This window comes from Kribbella sp. VKM Ac-2566, from assembly GCF_004366005.1.
Taxonomy (GTDB): domain Bacteria; phylum Actinomycetota; class Actinomycetes; order Propionibacteriales; family Kribbellaceae; genus Kribbella; species Kribbella pratensis.
The window spans coordinates 74,118-92,047 of sequence record NZ_SODT01000012.1; the positions used below are offsets into that span (position 1 = coordinate 74,118).

Annotated in this window: 17 protein-coding genes; 12 read left to right on the forward strand and 5 right to left on the reverse strand. The window is 68.6% G+C overall.

What is annotated here, in order from left to right; all coding sequences use genetic code 11:
* The first annotated feature begins 18 nt into the window (after positions 1-18).
* From EV647_RS27405 to EV647_RS27425, 5 genes are all read left to right on the forward strand, one after another.
* On the forward strand, positions 19-1,677 hold the full coding sequence (locus tag EV647_RS27405; RefSeq protein WP_134007797.1) for an L-aspartate oxidase: 1,659 nt from the start codon (positions 19-21) through the stop codon (positions 1,675-1,677).
* Complete coding sequence (nadC, locus tag EV647_RS27410) at positions 1,670-2,524, forward strand: carboxylating nicotinate-nucleotide diphosphorylase (protein ID WP_134007799.1); 855 nt, start codon at positions 1,670-1,672, stop codon at positions 2,522-2,524. Before EV647_RS27405 ends, nadC begins: the two co-directional genes overlap by 8 nt.
* Positions 2,525-3,289: a type III pantothenate kinase gene (locus EV647_RS27415; RefSeq protein WP_134007801.1), complete on the forward strand. Its 765-nt coding sequence runs from the start codon at positions 2,525-2,527 to the stop codon at positions 3,287-3,289.
* 77 nt (positions 3,290-3,366) lie between these two features.
* The gene (locus tag EV647_RS27420; RefSeq protein ID WP_134007803.1) at positions 3,367-3,804 is read left to right on the forward strand and encodes a DUF6220 domain-containing protein; all 438 of its coding nucleotides are present in this window, start codon (positions 3,367-3,369) and stop codon (positions 3,802-3,804) included.
* 35 nt (positions 3,805-3,839) lie between these two features.
* Entirely contained in the window at positions 3,840-5,264 is a 1,425-nt protein-coding gene (locus EV647_RS27425; protein WP_134009082.1) for a multicopper oxidase family protein, read from the forward strand.
* Here EV647_RS27425 and EV647_RS27430 read toward each other — a convergent pair.
* Positions 5,252-5,812 (reverse strand): carboxymuconolactone decarboxylase family protein, encoded by a 561-nt coding sequence (locus EV647_RS27430; RefSeq protein WP_133785762.1) that lies wholly within the window; start codon positions 5,810-5,812, stop codon positions 5,252-5,254. The two genes, EV647_RS27425 and EV647_RS27430, sit on opposite strands and share 13 nt — an antisense overlap.
* A 132-nt stretch (positions 5,813-5,944) precedes the next feature.
* On the opposite strand from EV647_RS27430, the gene EV647_RS27435 reads away from it, so the two are divergent.
* Positions 5,945-7,243, forward strand: a complete 1,299-nt coding sequence (locus tag EV647_RS27435) for a hypothetical protein (protein WP_238177467.1) — start codon at positions 5,945-5,947, stop codon at positions 7,241-7,243.
* Here the strand turns inward: EV647_RS27435 and EV647_RS27440 are convergent.
* The 4 genes from EV647_RS27440 to EV647_RS27455 all read right to left on the reverse strand — a co-directional run bounded on the left by EV647_RS27440 (position 7,229) and on the right by EV647_RS27455 (position 9,903).
* Entirely contained in the window at positions 7,229-7,894 is a 666-nt protein-coding gene (locus tag EV647_RS27440) for a DedA family protein (protein WP_134007807.1), read from the reverse strand. The genes EV647_RS27435 and EV647_RS27440 overlap by 15 nt on opposite strands.
* Positions 7,895-7,940: 46 nt before the next feature.
* Positions 7,941-8,828: an SPFH domain-containing protein gene (locus tag EV647_RS27445; protein WP_134007809.1), complete on the reverse strand. Its 888-nt coding sequence runs from the start codon at positions 8,826-8,828 to the stop codon at positions 7,941-7,943.
* Entirely contained in the window at positions 8,816-9,262 is a 447-nt protein-coding gene (locus tag EV647_RS27450) for an NfeD family protein (RefSeq protein WP_134007811.1), read from the reverse strand. Before EV647_RS27450 ends, EV647_RS27445 begins: the two co-directional genes overlap by 13 nt.
* Before the next feature lie 74 nt (positions 9,263-9,336).
* Entirely contained in the window at positions 9,337-9,903 is a 567-nt protein-coding gene (locus tag EV647_RS27455) for a helix-turn-helix transcriptional regulator (RefSeq protein ID WP_166680059.1), read from the reverse strand.
* 58 nt (positions 9,904-9,961) lie between these two features.
* Here EV647_RS27455 and EV647_RS27460 point away from each other — a divergent pair, with 58 nt between their 5' ends.
* The 6 genes from EV647_RS27460 to EV647_RS27485 all read left to right on the forward strand — a co-directional run bounded on the left by EV647_RS27460 (position 9,962) and on the right by EV647_RS27485 (position 17,919).
* On the forward strand, positions 9,962-11,185 hold the full coding sequence (locus tag EV647_RS27460; protein WP_134007815.1) for an MFS transporter: 1,224 nt from the start codon (positions 9,962-9,964) through the stop codon (positions 11,183-11,185).
* A gap of 10 nt (positions 11,186-11,195) precedes the next feature.
* Positions 11,196-12,716, forward strand: a complete 1,521-nt coding sequence (lysS, locus tag EV647_RS27465; RefSeq protein ID WP_134007817.1) for a lysine--tRNA ligase — start codon at positions 11,196-11,198, stop codon at positions 12,714-12,716.
* A 216-nt stretch (positions 12,717-12,932) separates the two neighbouring features.
* A complete protein-coding gene (locus EV647_RS27470; RefSeq protein ID WP_130384932.1) occupies positions 12,933-13,262 on the forward strand; it encodes an Lsr2 family protein in 330 nt (109 codons plus the stop codon).
* 340 nt (positions 13,263-13,602) lie between these two features.
* Positions 13,603-16,149 carry an ATP-dependent Clp protease ATP-binding subunit gene (locus EV647_RS27475; protein ID WP_133785754.1) on the forward strand — a complete coding sequence of 849 codons (2,547 nt, stop codon included), beginning with the start codon at positions 13,603-13,605 and terminating at the stop codon, positions 16,147-16,149.
* 145 nt (positions 16,150-16,294) lie between these two features.
* A complete protein-coding gene (locus tag EV647_RS27480) occupies positions 16,295-16,810 on the forward strand; it encodes a SigE family RNA polymerase sigma factor (RefSeq protein ID WP_202870336.1) in 516 nt (171 codons plus the stop codon).
* Positions 16,807-17,919: a CU044_5270 family protein gene (locus EV647_RS27485; RefSeq protein ID WP_134007818.1), complete on the forward strand. Its 1,113-nt coding sequence runs from the start codon at positions 16,807-16,809 to the stop codon at positions 17,917-17,919. The genes EV647_RS27480 and EV647_RS27485 overlap by 4 nt, the downstream gene beginning before the upstream one ends.
* The last annotated feature ends 11 nt before the right edge of the window (positions 17,920-17,930 follow it).

Below are 17,930 nucleotides of genomic sequence, written 5' to 3' on the forward strand. Positions count from 1 at the left end.
GGTTGATACGGTCACCGGATGACCGCACCTGCAGTCCCGCAACGGTTGGCCGCGCCGGAGGCCGGCTGGACCGACTCAGTTGACGTGGTGGTGATCGGCTCCGGCGTCGCCGGGCTGAGCGCCGCGCTCAAGGCCCGCGAGCTGGGCACCGTTCTGGTGGTGACGAAGGACGTCGTCGCTTCCGGCTCCACGCAGTGGGCGCAGGGCGGCATCGCCGCCGCCCTCCACCCGGAGGACTCTCCCGAGGAGCACCTGCAGGACACGCTCGTCGCCGGCGCCGGACTGAGCGACCCGGAGGCAGTCCGGGTGCTCGTCACCGAAGGCCCGGACGCCGTCCGCGACCTGATCGACCTCGGCGCACGCTTCGACACCATGGCTGACGGGGAGATCTCGCTCGGCCGTGAGGGCGGGCACCACCGCAACCGGATCGCGCACGCGGGCGGCGACGCGACCGGCGCCGAGATCGAGCGGGCGCTGGTTGCCGCGGTCAAACAGGCCAAGGGCATCCGGCTGGTCGAGCACGCCCTGGTCCTCGACCTGCTCGCCGCAGCCGACGGCTCCATCGCCGGCGTGACGTTGCACGTGATGGGCGAGGGACAACTCGACGGTGTCGGCGCGATCCGTGCCCGGGCGGTGATCCTGGCGTCCGGCGGTCTCGGACAGTTGTATGCGGCAACAACCAACCCGAGCGTCTCGACCGGTGACGGCATGGCACTCGCGCTCCGGGCCGGCGCGAAGGTGCGGGACCTGGAATTCGTGCAGTTCCACCCGACGGTGCTCTGGCTGGGCAAGAGCGCGAAAGGCCAGCAGCCGTTGGTGTCCGAGGCGGTTCGCGGCGAGGGCGCGTTCCTCGTCGACCACACCGGCAAGCGGTTCATGCAAGGCCAGCACGAGCTCGCCGACCTGGCGCCGCGGGACATCGTGGCGAAGGCGATCATGCGCCAGATGCTTGCCACCGGCAAGGACCACGTCTACCTGGACGCCCGGCACTTCGGCGACGAGAAGTGGCGGGTACGGTTCCCGACCATCCTCGCGTCCTGCCGCTCGCACGGTATCGACCCGGTCCGCGAGCTGATCCCGGTCGCCCCCGCCTGCCACTACTCGTCGGGCGGCGTGTGGACGGACCTGAACGGCCAGACGTCGGTGCCCGGCCTGTACGCCTGCGGTGAGGTTGCGTGCACCGGCGTACACGGCGCGAACCGGCTCGCCTCGAACTCGTTGCTCGAAGGACTCGTGTTCGCCCGCCGGATCGCCGCGCACCTCGCGAACGGGCTGCCCGAACAGCGGGAGCCGGTCGTGGACCGCCGTACGCCGGGACTCGTCGACGCGGACGTCGTACCCGAGCTGCAGCGGGCGATGACTGTGGGCGCCGGCGTGATCCGGAGCGCGACCGGTCTGTCGGAGGCGGATGCGGCGATCGGCAAGCTGATCGAGCAGCCGTACGACGAGCCGGGAACGCCGGGCTGGGAGGCGACGAACCTGGTGACCGTCGCCTCCGCGCTGATCGCCGCGGCGACCGCCCGCGAAGAAAGCCGTGGCGCGCACTGGCGCGAGGACCACCCGGACCGCGATGATCTGCACTGGTTCGGAAGCCTGGACGTGACACTTGATCAACAGGCTGTGCCACAGGCCACGTTTGTTTCGCGCGAATCCGAGGAGAATGACCGGCATGGATGAGACAGTCGACCGGCAGTGGGTCGGTGACCTCGTGCGGGCAACCATCGAGGAGGACCTGGCCGGAGGCGTCGACGTGACGACCACCGCCACGGTCGACCCGGACCAGGTGTCGGTCGCCGAGTTGGTCGCCCGCGCCGACGGCGTGGTGGCGGGCCTGGAGATCGCGGAGCTGGTGCTGCGCCAGGTCGCGGCGCCGGACGAGATCGAGATCGAGCACACCGTCCGCGACGGCGACTCGGTGCAGCGCGGCGGCATCCTGATGACGGTCCGCGGCAAGACGCGGCAGCTCCTGACGGCCGAGCGCACCACGCTGAACCTGCTCTGCCATCTGAGTGGTGTGGCCACGTTGACCAGGCACTGGGTCGATGCGGTCGAGGGCACCGGCGCGGTCATCCGCGACACCCGCAAGACCATGCCGTTGCTCAGGTCCCTCGAGAAGTACGCCGTACGTTGCGGGGGCGGGAAGAACCACCGGATGGGCCTGTCCGACGCCGCGCTGATCAAGGACAACCACGTGATCGCGGCCGGTGGTGTCGCGGAGGCGTTCCGCCTGGTGCGCAAGGCGTATCCGGAGATCGGGATCGAGGTCGAGGTGGACTCGGTCGAGGACGCGGTGATCGCCGTCGAGTCCGGCGCCGAGCTGATCCTACTGGACAACATGGACGTCCCGTTGCTGCGTGAAGCCGTCGAGAAGGTCGCCGGCCGGGCTCGGTTGGAGGCCTCTGGCGGGCTGACCCTGGACCGGGCGCGAGAGGTCGCCGAGACCGGTGTCGACTTCCTCGCGGTCGGTGCGCTGACGCACTCCGCGCCGGTGCTCGACATCGCGTTGGACCTCAAGGAGGCCTGAGTGTTGCTGGCCGTTGCCGTCGAGAACACCAGGACGCTGGTCGGCCTGGTGTTCGAAGGCACGGTCAAGCGGCACTGGTGGGTCGGGACCGATCCGCGTCGTACGGCGGACGAGTGGGCGGTGCTGCTGCAGGGCCTGCTCACGGGTGAATCGCCGGTGTCCGGGATCGCCGTGTGCTCCGCCGTACCGCATGTGCTGCACGAGTTGCGGGACGTCGTGTCGCGCTACTACCGGGGTGTGCCGAGTGTCGTCGTCGAGCCCGGTGTGAAGACCGGGCTGCCGGTGCTGGTGGACAACCCGCGGGAGGTCGGCACGGACCGGATCGCGAACGCGCTGGCGGCCGCCACCTTGTACGGCGCACCCTGCCTGGTCGTCGATGTCGGTACGGCGATCACGATCGACGTGGTGAACCCGGCCGGCGCCTTCATCGGCGGAGTGATTGCCCCGGGCATCGAAACCGCGTCCGACGCGCTCGGGCAGGCGGCCGCGCAACTGCGCCGGGTCGAGCTGGTGCGGCCGCGGTCGGTGGTGGCGAAGAACACCGTCGAGGCGCTGCAGTCCGGTGCGATCCACGGCTTCGCCGCGCTGGTCGACGGTCTGGTCGCGCGGATCCGGACCGAACAGTCTCTGAACGACGACGTCGCGGTCGTGCTCACCGGCGCCCTCGCGCCACTCCTGGCCGGCCAGTTGACCACCGCGGTCCGCGACGAACCGTTGCTGACCCTGCGCGGTCTGTATCAGGCCTTCGCCCGCAACCACGGCTGAGATCGGCAACCTCTTGTGCGCTTGAGGTGACCTGCCTCACTATGAGCCTAGGGGTGACTTCAGGGGTTGGGGGAAATATGAGGTCTGTTTACCGGGCACTGGCCGGGCTCATTGCGATCTTGGTGGTCGTCCAGGCGATGGCGATCGCACTCGCGTGGTTCACGGTCATCAAGGACGTCGACGGCGGCCTGGTGTTCGACAAGAACTCCGATGCCAACGTCGGACACATGATCCACACCATCGTGGGCAGCGGGGTCATCCCACTGCTGGCGATCCTGTTGCTGATCGTCTCGTTCTTCGCGAAGGTCGACGGCGGCGTCAAGTGGGCGCTGTACGTCTTCGGTCTGGTCGCCCTGCAGTTCGGGCTGGCTGCCCTGTCGTTCGGCGTATCCGCGGTCGGCGCACTGCACGGGCTGAACGCGTTCGCGCTGCTGGCGGTCGCGGGCATGGCGGCCCGGCGAGCAGGGTCTCAGCCGGTGACGACGGCCGCAGCGTCCCCGGCCTCGACGATCTAGATGCTGTTGGCAACTGACGGACGGCGGTCGTGACGATGCGGTCGCCGTCTCGGCGTGCGCTGATCGCGGTGGTCGCGACACTGGTCGTGCTGGCGCCGATCGGGTTCTCCTGGCAGCGGAGCCTGATCCCGAACGACCTGTCGCCGATGGCGATGGGGTACGCCGATTACGGCGGCGGGCCGGCGTCGGCGCATCACGGGACCGACCTCAACCGGCTGACAGGTCCTGCCGATCAGAAGCCGGATGTCGCGGTGGATCTCGTCGCGCGCAAGGAGCGTTTCCACCTTCCCGGCCGCGGGCCGATGGACGGGTACACGTTGAACCACACGTCGCCGGGGCCGCGGATCGTCGCGAAACAAGGCGATCTCGTCCAGGTCACCCTGCACAACGAAAACGTTGCCGAGGGCATCACATTGCACTGGCACGGGGTCGACGTACCGAATGCCGAGGACGGTGTCGCGGGCGTCACGCAGGACGCGATCCCGCCCGGCAAGTCCTTCGTGTACCGCTTCGTCGCGAAGGACGCCGGCACGTACTGGTACCACTCGCACCAGGTCTCGCACGAGCAGGTGCAGAAGGGGCTGTACGGCGTACTGATCGTCCAGCCGACCGCCGCGGACGTGATTGCGGCGGTGCACACGTACGCCAAGGTCCGCACGGTCAACGGCGAGTACGGCGAACGCCGCGTGAAGGCGCCCGGTCCGATCGCACGGGTGCGGTTGATCAACACCGACAACGGACCGATGGCGGTCTGGGTCGACGGGGCGTCGTACAAGGTGGTCGCGGTCGACGGGAGCGAGGTGAACGCGCCGACCGAGGTGAGCGGGAAGGCGGTGCTCGTCACCGCGGGCGGCCGGGTGGACCTCGAGGTTCCCACGGCGAAGGCGGTGCGGATCGGGCTCGGCGGCGGACCGACGACGCTGGTGATCGGGGACGGCGACGCGCCGACCGGGACCGAGCCGCGGGACCGGGTCGACCTGCTGAACTACGGAGCGCCGAAACCGATCGGGTTCGATCCCGCGAAGGCGGCCCGGGTGTTCCGGTACGACATCGGCCGCCGGATCGGGTTCTTCGACGGGAAGCCCGGGCTGTGGTGGACGATCAACGGGCATCAGTACCCGGACGTGCCGATGTTCGTGGTGCGCGAGGGCGACATCGTGCGGATGACGATCAAGAACACCTCAGGCCAGGTCCATCCGATGCACCTGCACGGCCACCACGTCGTCGTCCTGAGCCGCGACGGGGTGCGCGCGACCGGGAGCCCGTGGCGCACGGACTCCCTCAACGTCGAGGACAAGGAGGCCTACGAGGTCGCCTTCGTCGCCGACAACCCGGGCATCTGGATGGACCACTGCCACAACCTCCCGCACGCCGCCCAAGGCCTCGTGACCCACCTGATGTACGCCGGCGTCACCACCGACCACCATCTCGGCGGCACCCCGAACAATCAGCCCGAGTAGATCGGGCGCCCGACCGTGAGGGATGTGCGGAGGGTTTCGGGGAGGCCGTTGAAGGCCTCGTCGGGTTGGGTGCCGGTGGCGTCGAGGGTCTTGGAGAAGAACGCTCGGGCCGCGGCTGCCAGGGCCACGTCGAGTACGTCGGCGTCCGTCAGGCCGAGTGCTTTCAGTACGTCGACGTCCGCCTGGGTGACGGTGTCCGCGGCGAGCGCGACCTGGCGGGCGAAGGCCATCACAGCGCGGTCGACCGGATCGTTCGCCGGCTCGTCGACGAGCGCCGCGACTTCCTCGGCGGTGTAGAACTTGTCGGCCAGGACCTGGCCGTGCGCGAGGCTGCAGTAGCTCGACTTCAGCGCGGTCGCCGCGGCCAGCGTGGCGAGCTCGTAGCGGCGCAGGTCCATCGACTCCTTGATCGCGCCGTTCAGCTGCTTCCACGCCTCGTAGACGGCCGGTCGCGCGGCGAACGTGTGGACGAAGTTGGGCACGTGCCCAGCCGGCGCCCGATTCGCCGCGAACATCTCCGGAACGTTCGGCGTACTGATGAATGCCATCGTGGTTCCCCCCTCACTGGCTTACTTCAAGGTAAGTGCGCGATACCGATCCGGCAACGGGTGTAGGGGGAGGGCACCTGCGACTGGGTATGGTTCACCCGGTTGGTCGTGAGGAGACGAGGGGTGGTCGGAATGCGGCGCGTGCTCGCCGTAGCGCTGGCGGTGGTCGCGGGCGCTGCCTCGCTGACTGCTTGTGCCTCCGATCCGCCGCCGACCGATGTCGCCGTCGCATGGGCGCCCAAGGGGCGGGCCGCGGTGCTGGTGACCTGGAAGGACAACGGGCAACCGAACCGGATCACGATCGAGGGTGTGCTCAGTGAGAGCCCGTCGTACGTGAAGTACGTCCCGGCCGGTGAACCGAACCGGTGGGAGATCCCGACCTCGGCGTTCCCGGCGGACGGGAACTACAAGGTCGCCGTCGCGACCGGGACTTCACAAGGCGGCGTGACCAGCAAGCTCACCAAGTCGCCGGTGTTCGACACCGACGGTCCGGTGCGGCCGACCGCGGCGACGGTGGCGAAGCAGGGGCGCGGGGTGCTGATCAGATGGTCGGTGCCGGTCGCTCCGCAGGACTTCACGCCGAACGACCCGCTGGACGTGAAGGGCAAGAAGACCCAGCGGTACGTGCCGATGATCGGCCGTCCCGGCCAGATGCTGAAGGTGATCGGCCCGGCGACGACCTCGAACCGGCAGGTGATCAAGAGCGTCAAACCGCCGTACACCTTCCAGCTGCGCACCCAGAACGAGTGGAGCACCAGCATCGGCGGGCAGGTTCTCGGGCTGACCAGCTCGATCAACGCGGCCGTGCCGAGTCTGGCCCAGTTCAGCGTGCCGATCCGGGTCCGCGGGCGGGTCATCCTGTACCAGGTCGGCTGCGACCTCGACTCGCCGTGCACGAGCCAGCGCGCGACCCCGGCCGGCGTACCGGTCGTGGTGCTGACCCAGGTCACCCCGGGCTCGCGGTGGACACCGGCGGCACGCGGGTCGACGACGGCCGGCGGGTACTACGACATCGCGGTGCCGACCGGCGGCAGCCGCCCGTACAAGATCACCGTGCCGGAGAACACCAAGGGCGGGACACACACAGGTACCTCGACCAGCAAGCCGGCGTACACGAAGAGCATCGTCCGGGTCGCGTCGGCCGGATTCGCCAACGGGAACACCGCGACGGCGAAGGGCTCGACCGTGACCGTGTCCGTCGCCGTGAAGCCGGCCCTGAACACGACCGTGATGCTGCAGGCCTGGAACCGGCAGACCCGCCGGTGGGTGGACTCCAAGGCGCTGCCGATGCGCAACGGCCAGGCCGCGCTCGCGTTCAAGGCCGCGCAGCCGGGGGACTTCGTCTACCGGTTCGTGATCCCCGGCGCGATGATGTTCGGCCGGCCGATGGACGGGACCACGACGCCGCAGTTGCAGCTACACGTCCGCTGACTCGGTCGCCGCCGCCTCGGGAACCGACTCCGCCTCGTCGCGACGGCGCTTGCGGACCTTGCGTACGACGTACAGCGCGACCGCCACGACCGCGACGGCGATCAGCGCGAAGACCGACACCCGGCCGAAGATCCTGTCGGCGTTGTCGCCGATCTTGTACGCGACGACACCGATCGTGGTCGCCCAGGCGATGCCGCCGGCCGCGTTCGCGGCCAGGAACCGCGGGTAGTGCATCCGCAGCATGCCGGCCATCGGGCCCGCGAAGATCCGCAGCAGTGCGACGAAGCGGCCGAAGAACACCGTCCAGACGCCGTACTTGTGGAAGTACTTCTCGGCCCGGACGATCCGGTCCTCGGAGAAGTGATGGAACCGCTTGCCCAGCCGCTCGAAGAGCCGCCGGCCGGCCTTGCGGCCGATGAAGTACCCGATCGAGTCGCCGATGATCGCACCCGCGGCGGCGGCCAGGATCACGAACTCGATCTTCAGATGATGCTGCTGCGACGCGAGCAGCGAGGCCGCGATGAGCGTGGTCTCACCGGGCAGCGGCACACCCATGCTCTCCAGGCCGATGACAAGTCCGACCACCAGATACGCCAGCACGGCCACCCCGGTAGGAATGGCGATCGCCTGGGCGAGTAGAGGTTCCCCCATGCACCCATAGTGACATCGCCGGACAACCGATTTGGTGCCGGGGCAACTAATTCCGGGGGATTTCAGGGGCGTGGCCGTTGTCGGACGGGACCGGCGGGGTCGTGTCGCCGCTGAACGCCTTGGTGACGTTCTGCAACGCGGTGGTGACCTCCGAGGGGATCACCCAGAAGGTGTTGCCCGGGCCCTTGGCGAGTTCGGGGAGCATCTGCAGGTACTGGTAGGCGAGCAGTTTGGGGTCCGGGTCGTTGCGGTGGATGGCCTCGAACACGGTGTCGATCGCCTTCGCCTGCCCCTCGGCGCGCAGGATCGCCGCCTGCCGGTCGCCTTCCGCGGTCAGGATCCGGGACTGCCGCACGCCCTCGGCGTTCAGGATCGCGGCCCGCTTCTCCCGCTCGGCCCGCATCTGCTTCTCCATCGACTCCTTGATCGATCCCGGCGGCTCGATGGCCTTCAGCTCGACCCGGTTCACCCGGATCCCCCACTTGCCGGACGCCTCGTCGAGGACACCACGCAGGATCGAGTTGATGTGCTCGCGCGACGTCAGCGTCTTCTCCAGGTCCAGCGCGCCGATCACGTTCCGCAGCGTGGTCACGGTCAGCTGCTCGATCGCCTGGATGTAGTTCTGGATCTCGTACGCCGCGGCGCGCGGATCGGTGACCTGGAAGTACAGCACCGTGTCGATGTGGACGACCAGGTTGTCCTCGGTGATCACCGAGTTCGGCTCGAACGACACCACCTGCTCGCGCAGGTCGATCAGCTGCCGCGGCCGGTCGACGAACGGGATCACCACGTTCAGGCCGGGCTCGAGCGTGCGCAGGTACCGGCCGAGGCGCTCGACGTTGCTGGCCCGCGCCTGCGGCACGATCCGTACGGTCCGCAGGACCAGTACGACGGCGAGCAGCGCGACGACGATTCCGATGATCAGTTCGGCCATGGTTCCTCCTGAGGATGGACGAGAGCGGTAGCGCCCTCGATGGCGAACACGTCGACCCGGGTGCCCGCGGGGATCTGCAGGTGCGGGTCGTAGGAGCGGGCGCTCCACTCCTCGCCGCCGATCCGGACCCGGCCGGCGTCCCGGTCACACGGCGCGAGTACGACGGCCTCGCGCCCGATCAGCGCGGCGACACCGGTACGCAGCTTCGGATGCCCCATCAGATGCCGGCGCGCGACCGGGCGCACCAGCGTGACCATGGTCGCCGCGGTGACCGCGAAGGCCAGCACCTGGAAGGCGATACCGAGTCCCAGCCCGCCGACCGCGGCCGCCGAGAGCGCGGCGACGGCGAGCAGGAGCAGGTCGAAAGTCGCTGTCATCAACTCGGCCGTGCCGAGGACGGCGGCGACGATCAACCACAAGATCCAGGACTGCATAGCGACCACCCGACGGCGGAAAGTACCTCTACATTCGACGGTACTCCTGGATACGCGGTCAGGCAGCTAACGGTTCAGCTGTTGTCCGGCGGATCCCCGGTCGGTACGACGGCGATCAGCGAAGTGACCTCGCGTGCGCCGGCCGGATGGCTGGTGATCGTCCGGCCCTTCTTGTAGCGGTCGACGACCTCGATCAGCTCTTCGTTGAACCTCTTCGCCTCGTCATGGGTCAGCCACAGCCGGGACCTGCTCATCGAACTGACATCGTCCCAGGGGTCGTCCGCGTCCATGTCCACGAACTGGTCGAGGACGCCGTCCATGGCGGTCTTGATCATCGCCTGGCTGGCCAGCCGTCCGGCGCTGGTGGACTGCGACGAGATCACCAGGCTGGCGGCCGGCGCCTGCCAGGGCCGCTCGCGGCCGTCGGCGGACTCGTCGGCGCGCTGGATGATGCCCCACTTCTCCAGGGCGCGGAGGTGGTAGCTCATCGCGGACGGCGTCAGCCCGGCCAGCTCCGCGCACTCGGTGGCGGTCAGCACCTTGCCGTTGAACAGCTCGTCGATGACCCGCTGCCGGGCCGGGTGCGCGAGGGCGCGGATCGCCTTCGGGTCCGTGATCACCAGCCGCTTCTTCTTCGCCACGAGGTCAGCGTAGCGAACCCCTTGACGCCGCAAAATCCGAAGTGTTTACTTCACAACTATGAAGCAAACACTTCAGACCTCGATCTGGTCGTTCCAGGACATCCGGCTGGTGCTGCCCGCTCGCGCGCTGTCGTACGCGGGCGACTCGATCGCGATGATCGCGTTGATGCTGCGGGTCTCCGACGGTCACGGGCCGGCGGCCGTCACGGCACTGCTGCTCGCGTTCGCCGTACCGACCGTGGTGATGATCCCGTTCGCGGGGCGGATCGTGGACGGGTTCGACTCGCGGACGGTCCTGGTCTGGTCAGGGCTGCTGCAGGTGGGCGCCGGCGTCGGGCTGGCGTTCGTGCACGACCTGGTCGACACGCTGGCGCTGGTGTGCGTGCTTCAGATCGGCCAGGCCGTCGCCGGACCGGCATGGGGTGCGCTGATCCCGCGGATCGTCGGCGAGGAGCTCGTCGGTCGCACCACCGGCACCAGCCAGGCGCTGATCGGGGTCGCGACGCTGGCCGGCTCGGCGGCCGGTGGTGTGCTGGTCGGTTGGGTCGGCAGCCGCGGCGCACTGCTCGTCGACGCCGCGACCTTCCTCGCCCTGGTGGTCATCGCGCAGCTGGTCCGCACCCGCCGCCGACCGGAGCCCGGGGCCGCTCGCGAGCGCGGCGGGGTGTCGGCGGGACTGCGCGCCATCTTCGGTGACGACATCCTGAAGATCCTGGTGCCGGCGCTCTGGATGTTCGTGGTCGTGGGCGAGGCGGTCAACGTCGTGGAAGTGTTCTTGATCACCGGGGAGCTCGGCCTCGGGCCCGCTCTGTACGGCGTGGCGGGCGCGGCGACCGGAGCCGGGGCGATCGTGGGAGCCTGGTACAGCGGCCGGCTGAACGGCGACCGGGCCCGGGCGGTGGGAGTCGTCGTGGGAACGGCGGCGATCGGCGGGGCGAGCGTACTGATGGGTCTGGCGGGCAACCTCGTGACGCTGCTGATCGGGGCCACCACGATCGGCGTCGGCAGCGGGTTGCTGAACGCGGCGACCAGCGCACTGGTGGTGACCAGGTCCGCCGAAGCCGTCCGTGGCCGAGTGATCGCGGCCCTGAACGGCACGGTCCGCTCGTTCAGCATTCTCGCGATGCTGCTGGGCGGGCTGGCCGGTGCTCTGCTCGGTCCGCGCGGGACGTTCGTGACGTGCGGAGTGGCGTGCGTGGTGGCCGCCGCGATCGTCGGCGCCCTGGTCGCCCGGAGCAAGGACGAATCAAAGGATTCGGAGCTGGAGGCAGTCAGTCACTAGCCTTTGGGGCATGACTGACGCACACGTGGACCCGGTGAACCCCGACAGCGGGCAGGACGACCTGCCCGAGCAGATGCGGGTTCGCCGGGAGAAGCGTGACCGCCTGCTGGCGGAAGGAGTGCCGCCGTACCCGATCTCGGTGGCCCGGACGCACCTGCTCAAGGACCTGCGGGCGAAGTACGACGCGCAGGACCTGGAGCCCGACACCCGGACCGGCGAGCAGGTCTCGGTGGCCGGCCGGGTGATCTTCCTGCGCAACACCGGCAAGCTCTGCTTCGTCCGGCTCCGCGAGGGGGACGGGACCGAGCTGCAGGTGATGTTCTCGCTCGCCGACCTCGGCGAGGAGGAGCTGGCCCGGTTCAAGCAACTCGTCGACATCGGCGACCTGCTGGCCGTCCAGGGCGAGGTGATCACCAGCCGGCGCGGTGAGCTGTCCGTGCAGGCGACCGCGTGGCAGATGGCCGCGAAGACCCTCCGCCCGCTGCCGAACGAGCACAAGCCGCTCAGCGAAGAGGCCCGCGTCCGGATGCGGTACGTCGACCTCATCGTCCGCCCCGAGGCGCGCGAGATGGTCCGCGCGAAGGCAGCCGTCCTGAAGGCGCTGCGCGCGACGTACGACGGTCACGGCTTCGTCGAGGTCGAGACGCCGGTGCTGCAGCTGACCAACGGCGGCGCCGCGGCCCGGCCGTTCTCGACCCACCTGAACGCGTTCGACCAGGAGATGAAGCTCCGGATCGCGCTCGAGCTCGACCTCAAGCGGGCGATGATCGGCGGCGTCGACCGGGTGTACGAGATCGGCCGGACGTTCCGTAACGAGGGCCTGGACTCCACCCACTCCGCGGAATTCTCGATGATCGAGGCGTATCAGGCGTACGGCGATTACGACACGATGGCCGAGCTGATCCAGGAGCTGATCCGGAACGCGGGCCGTGCGATCGGTCGTACGACGGTCACCGGGCGCGACGGTTCCACCATCGACATCGAGCAGCCGTTCCGGCACGCGACGCTTTTCGGGCTGCTCTCGGAAGCGGTCGGGGAGAGTGTCGACGCGACCACCGACCTGGCTGGTCTGACCAAGTTGGCCGAGCAGCACGACGTCGAGTTGCAGCCGGGCCGGAATGCCGGCGAGATCGCCGTCGACTTGTTCGAGAAGCTCTGCGAGCACACCCTGATCCAGCCCACCTTTGTCCGCGACTATCCGGAGTCGGCGCGACCGCTGGCGAAGCCGCACCGGGAAATTCCGGGGCTGGTCGAGGCCTGGGACCTGTTCTTCAACGGTGTCGAACTCGGGGTCGCGTACTCGGAGCTGAACGACCCGGTGATCCAGCGCGATCGCCTGGTGGAGCAGTCGTTGCAGGCCGCCGCGGGCGACCCGGAGGCGATGGATCTCGACGAGGACTTCCTGCGCGCGATGGAATTCGGGATGCCGCCGGCCGGCGGGATGGGGATGGGCCTGGACCGCTTGGTGATGTTGCTCACCGGGACCGGTATCCGGGAGACGATTCTGTTCCCGTTGCTGCGTCCGGAGTGATTTTCCAGATCGTTGCATAGCACAACGGTCGGCCTTGGCAAATCCCGGGGCCGAATTCATTCCGGCCCGGCCGGTTCGTACCGGATGAATACTCAAGGTCACCGTGACTGCGCAGCGTCGATGAATGACAAGCACCTGGTTTGTGCGGTACAAATCAGGTGCTAACAATTCAGCAGGGGATTGTGCCCGATGGCGGGCGCGGAAAGGTTGTCATCGATGGCGCAAAGGGTGCAGGTGGTTCTCGAGGACGATCTCGACGGCGGTAAGGCCGACGAGACCGTCACTTTCGGGCTGGACGGAACGACCTATGAGATCGACCTGTCCAAGAAGAACGCCGCGAAACTGCGCGACGCCCTCGCTGCGTACGTCGGCTCGGGCCGCCGGGTGGCCGGCCGCCGGGGTGCGGCGGGCCGGGCGCGCGGCCGCGGCCGGTCGGCCTCGGACTCCGCGGACATCCGGGCCTGGGCCAAGGAGAACGGCTACGAGGTCAGCGAGCGCGGCCGGATCTCCGCCGAGGTACGCGCGGCGTACAACGACGCGAAGTAATTCCAGCTGTCGCCGGTCCCGGCACCCCAATGCGGGTGCCGGGGCCGTCCGCATTCCGGTTGTTTCACAGAGTGGGACACGGCGTGTCGGGCCTGATGGCTGACCGGGCAGGCAGTTCTGGGAATTCGCTGGTGGCGAACACGCTGTCGGATCGCGGTGAACCGGGAACACGCTGGTTACCAGTGCGGTTGTTCCCTTGTGATGCCACCCGGACTGCCGATGGACGCGTGATCAGATGTTCGCCGAGAGCGAGCCTGTCGGTACCGGGGACTAGCATGCATGTACGGGGGTCGGCCAACACGGCACGTCCGACTCCTCTGAGGCAAGGAGCGCTTTGGCGATGTTTGAACGATTTACGGACCGCGCCCGTCGGGTAGTCGTCCTGGCACAGGAAGAAGCCAGGATGCTCAGCCACAACTACATCGGGACCGAGCACATCCTGCTCGGCCTGATCCACGAGGGTGAAGGGGTCGCCGCCAAGGCTCTCGAGAGCCTGGGTATCTCGCTCGAAGCCGTCCGCTCCCAGGTCGAGGAGATCATCGGCCAGGGGCAGCAGGCACCGAGCGGGCACATCCCGTTCACCCCCCGCGCCAAGAAGGTGCTGGAGCTCTCCCTGCGCGAGGCCCTGCAGCTGGGCCACAACTACATCGGCACCGAGCACATCCTGCTCGGCCTCATCCGTGAGGGTGAGGGTGTCGCAGCGCAGGTCCTGGTCAAGCTCGGTGCGGACCTGAACAAGGTCCGGCAGCAGGTCATCCAGCTGCTGAGCGGTTACCAGGGCAAGGAGTCGTCGCCGCAGGGCACGGCTCCGGAGGGTGCACCCAGCAGCTCCCTGGTGCTCGACCAGTTCGGCCGGAACTACACCCAGTCCGCTCGTGAGGCGAAGCTCGACCCGGTGATCGGGCGCGAGACCGAGATCGAGCGGGTCATGCAGGTGCTGTCCCGGCGGACCAAGAACAACCCTGTCCTGATCGGTGAGCCGGGCGTCGGCAAGACCGCCATCGTGGAAGGTCTGGCCCAGCAGATCGTCCGTGGTGACGTCCCGGAGACGCTGAAGGACAAGCAGATCTACTCGCTCGACCTGGGCGCCCTGGTAGCCGGTTCGCGCTACCGCGGTGATTTCGAGGAACGCCTGAAGAAGGTGCTCAAGGAGATCCGCACCCGCGGCGACATCGTGCTGTTCATCGACGAGATCCACACCCTCGTCGGGGCCGGTGCGGCCGAGGGCGCGATCGACGCGGCGAGCATCCTGAAGCCGATGCTGGCCCGCGGTGAGCTGCAGACGATCGGCGCCACCACCCTCGACGAGTACCGCAAGTACGTCGAGAAGGACGCCGCGCTGGAGCGCCGCTTCCAGCCGATCCAGGTGGCCGAGCCCTCGATCGCCCACACGATCGAGATCCTCAAGGGCCTCCGCGACCGGTACGAGGCGCACCACCGGGTGACCATCACCGACGCCGCGCTGGTGAACGCCGCGCAGATGGCCGACCGGTACATCTCGGACCGGTTCCTGCCGGACAAGGCGATCGACCTGATCGACGAGGCCGGTGCCCGGCTCCGGATCCGCCGGATGACCGCGCCGCCGGACCTGCGCGAGTTCGACGAGAAGATCGCCACCGTGCGCCGGGAGAAGGAATCGGCGATCGACGCGCAGGACTTCGAGCGCGCCGCCCGGCTGCGGGACGACGAGAAGAAGCTGATCAACGCGAAGGCCGAGCGCGAGAAGCAGTGGAAGGCCGGCGACATGGACGTCGTCGCCGAGGTCGACGAGGAGCTGATCGCCGAGGTGCTCAGCACCGCGACCGGCATCCCGGTCTTCAAGCTGACCGAGGAGGAGTCCTCGCGGCTGCTCGACATGGAGAAGGAGCTGGCCAAGCGGTACGTCGGCCAGACCGACGCGGTCAAGGCGCTGTCCCGCTCGATCCGGCGTACCCGCGCCGGCCTGAAGGACCCGCGCCGCCCGAGCGGCTCGTTCATCTTCGCCGGCCCGTCCGGTGTCGGTAAGACCGAGCTGTCGAAGGCGCTGACCGAGTTCCTGTTCGGCGACGAGCACGCGCTGATCAGCCTCGACATGTCTGAGTACTCGGAGAAGCACACCGCTTCCCGGCTGTTCGGTTCGCCTCCTGGGTACGTCGGCTACGAAGAGGGTGGCCAGCTGACCGAGAAGGTGCGCCGCAAGCCGTTCAGCGTGGTGCTGTTCGACGAGGTGGAGAAGGCCCACCCGGACATCTTCAACTCGCTGCTGCAGATCCTGGACGAGGGTCGGCTGACCGACGCCCAGGGCCGCGTGGTCGACTTCAAGAACACTGTGATCATCATGACCACGAACCTCGGTACCAAGGACATCGCCAAGGCGGTCTCCCTGGGCTTCTCGCAGGCCAGCGACACCACGTCGTCGTACGAGAAGATGAAGTCGAAGGTCACCGAGGAACTGAAGCAGCACTTCCGGCCGGAGTTCCTGAACCGCGTCGACGAGATCGTGGTCTTCCACCAGCACACGATGGAGGACATCGTCCGGATCGTGGACCTGATGGTGGCCCAGATCGAGCTGCGGCTGAAGGACAAGGACATGGGCATCGAGCTCACGCCGGCGGCGAAGGAACTCGCCGCGAAGCGTGGTTTCGACCCGGTCCTGGGTGCCCGTCCGCTGCGCCGCGCACTGCAGCGCGACATCGAGGACGTGCTGGCCGAGAAGATCCTGTTCGGGGAACTGCGCCCCGGTCAGATCGTCCTGGTCGACGCGGCACCGGAAGGCACGGTCGACGGCGACGGACTGCCGGAGTACTTCACCTTCACCGGTAACCAGAAGTCGTCGGCCTCCGACCTGGAGCTCACCGACCTCACCACCGGTGGCACGACCGGCACCACAGGTCTCCAGGACAGCTGAGCCAGTAGCCGGTAGCGAGGGCCCCGCGGACACCATGTCCGCGGGGCCCTCGTCGTACGCCTGCCAGTTCCGGGGAATGCAACCGGGCGCTCGCCCCACCCGGTACTTAACGGTGAGGAAGCGCCCAACCAAGACCGGAGGACGCGTGGCGAGCAACCGAGATCAGGACTTCACCGAGTATGTGAGTGCCCACCGCGGGCGGATGATGCGGATCGCGCGTCTGCTGACCAGTGGGGACGCGCACTGGGCCGAGGATCTGGTGCAGACCGCACTGACCAAGCTCTACGTGAAGTGGGGCGCGGTCCGGCCCGAGACCGGAGCGGCGCGGTACGCCGACAAGATCCTGATCAACGTGTTCCTGGACGAGAAGCGCCGGTTCTGGCGTCATCGCGAGACGTTGACCGGCGAGGTCGCCGAGCCCGGACCGCAGGCCGGCTCCGGACCGGAGGATCGGCTGACCGTGCTGGCCGCGCTCGAACAGCTGCCCAGGCGCCAACGGGCCGCTGTCGTCCTGCGGTACTTCTGCGATCTGGACGTGGCCGCTGCCGCCGAGCTGATGGGCAGCAGTCAGGGCACCGTCAAAAGCCAGACCGCTCGTGGGCTGGACAAGCTGCGCGACCTCATCGTCGAACCCCTGAACACACTGGAGCAAGTGCGATGACTGATCTGAAGAGCCTTCTCGAGCACGCAGCCGGTACCGACCCGGTCGTCACCGACGACGACGTCGCCGCCGACCTCAGCCGCGGCCGGCGTGCCGCCCGTCGCCGCCGGTTCGCCGGCGCCGGCCTCACCGCGGTCGCCGCGGCCGTCGTCGTCGGCGCCCTCGCGGTGCCGCTGGCGTTCGCACCTGGCCCGCACTCCGGCGACTCGGACTCCGCACTCTCGGCGCCTCCCGCGGCCGGCACCACGACGGCCATGTCGGCCGGCCAGCTGCTCCTGGTCGCGGCGGCCCAGGAGGAGAAGGCCGAACCGACGACGGGCAAGTACTTCCGGGTGAGGAAGGTCCAGAGCAGGGAGTGGACCGTCATGGCAGGCGGCAAGATCGTCTGCTGCGGGTCGGGCCCGGCCGGTCCGGGCGGCTACAAACTGCGTGAGCTGACGGTGACCGAGACCTGGACCGGCCTGAAGGGCGGCACCGCCTGGATCGGAACCCGCTCGCTGGGTGCACACCCGGCAACGGCGGCCGACGAGGCGGCTTGGCGAAAGGCGGGAGCGCCGGCGAACTGGAACGCCGATCCGGCCGACACCGCGGTCAAGCACGACCAGGTCATTTCGTCCAAGCCAGGAAAGGCCACGTTCTTCGAGGCGAAGGACGCCGCGGATCGCTACACCGCTCTCGGTGCGAACGGCACGCTGCAGGACGTGTTGGCGCTGCCGGCAAGCCCGGAGCAGTTGCGCGCCCGGCTGCTCGACGTGAAGGCCTCGACCGCTCCTGATGCCACTGACGTCGCGGCTCTCGCGCAGCTCTCGGCCGGTCTGCTCAGTGACACTCCGGCGCTGCCGAAGGTCCGCGGAGCCGCATTCCGGCTACTGGCCGGGCTGCCGGGCGCCACGGTCCAGCAGAACGTCACGGACCTGGGAGGCCGGACGGGTACGGCGGTCGGGTTCTCGTTCCCGGCGTACCAGCTGAACCTCCGGCTGATCGTCGACCCGAAGACCGGCAAGCTGCTGAGCAGCAGCCACACGGGCGGGAAGAACGGGGACAGCACGATCCTGCTCTCCGGCTGGACCAACGACATCCCGGAGGCGCCACCCGCCGCCATCAAGTGAGGTCACCTCGC

Coding starts and splice junctions, on each gene's coding strand:
- EV647_RS27405 (WP_134007797.1), top strand. CDS start 19: ATGACCGCACCTGCAGTCCCGCAACGGTTGGCCGCGCCGGAGGCCGGC.
- nadC (WP_134007799.1), top strand. CDS start 1,670: ATGGATGAGACAGTCGACCGGCAGTGGGTCGGTGACCTCGTGCGGGCA.
- EV647_RS27420 (WP_134007803.1), top strand. CDS start 3,367: ATGAGGTCTGTTTACCGGGCACTGGCCGGGCTCATTGCGATCTTGGTG.
- EV647_RS27425 (WP_134009082.1), top strand. CDS start 3,840: ATGCGGTCGCCGTCTCGGCGTGCGCTGATCGCGGTGGTCGCGACACTG.
- EV647_RS27430 (WP_133785762.1), bottom strand. CDS start 5,812: ATGGCATTCATCAGTACGCCGAACGTTCCGGAGATGTTCGCGGCGAAT.
- EV647_RS27435 (WP_238177467.1), top strand. CDS start 5,945: ATGCGGCGCGTGCTCGCCGTAGCGCTGGCGGTGGTCGCGGGCGCTGCC.
- EV647_RS27440 (WP_134007807.1), bottom strand. CDS start 7,894: ATGGGGGAACCTCTACTCGCCCAGGCGATCGCCATTCCTACCGGGGTG.
- EV647_RS27445 (WP_134007809.1), bottom strand. CDS start 8,828: ATGGCCGAACTGATCATCGGAATCGTCGTCGCGCTGCTCGCCGTCGTA.
- EV647_RS27450 (WP_134007811.1), bottom strand. CDS start 9,262: ATGCAGTCCTGGATCTTGTGGTTGATCGTCGCCGCCGTCCTCGGCACG.
- EV647_RS27460 (WP_134007815.1), top strand. CDS start 9,962: ATGAAGCAAACACTTCAGACCTCGATCTGGTCGTTCCAGGACATCCGG.
- lysS (WP_134007817.1), top strand. CDS start 11,196: ATGACTGACGCACACGTGGACCCGGTGAACCCCGACAGCGGGCAGGAC.
- EV647_RS27470 (WP_130384932.1), top strand. CDS start 12,933: ATGGCGCAAAGGGTGCAGGTGGTTCTCGAGGACGATCTCGACGGCGGT.
- EV647_RS27475 (WP_133785754.1), top strand. CDS start 13,603: ATGTTTGAACGATTTACGGACCGCGCCCGTCGGGTAGTCGTCCTGGCA.
- EV647_RS27485 (WP_134007818.1), top strand. CDS start 16,807: ATGACTGATCTGAAGAGCCTTCTCGAGCACGCAGCCGGTACCGACCCG.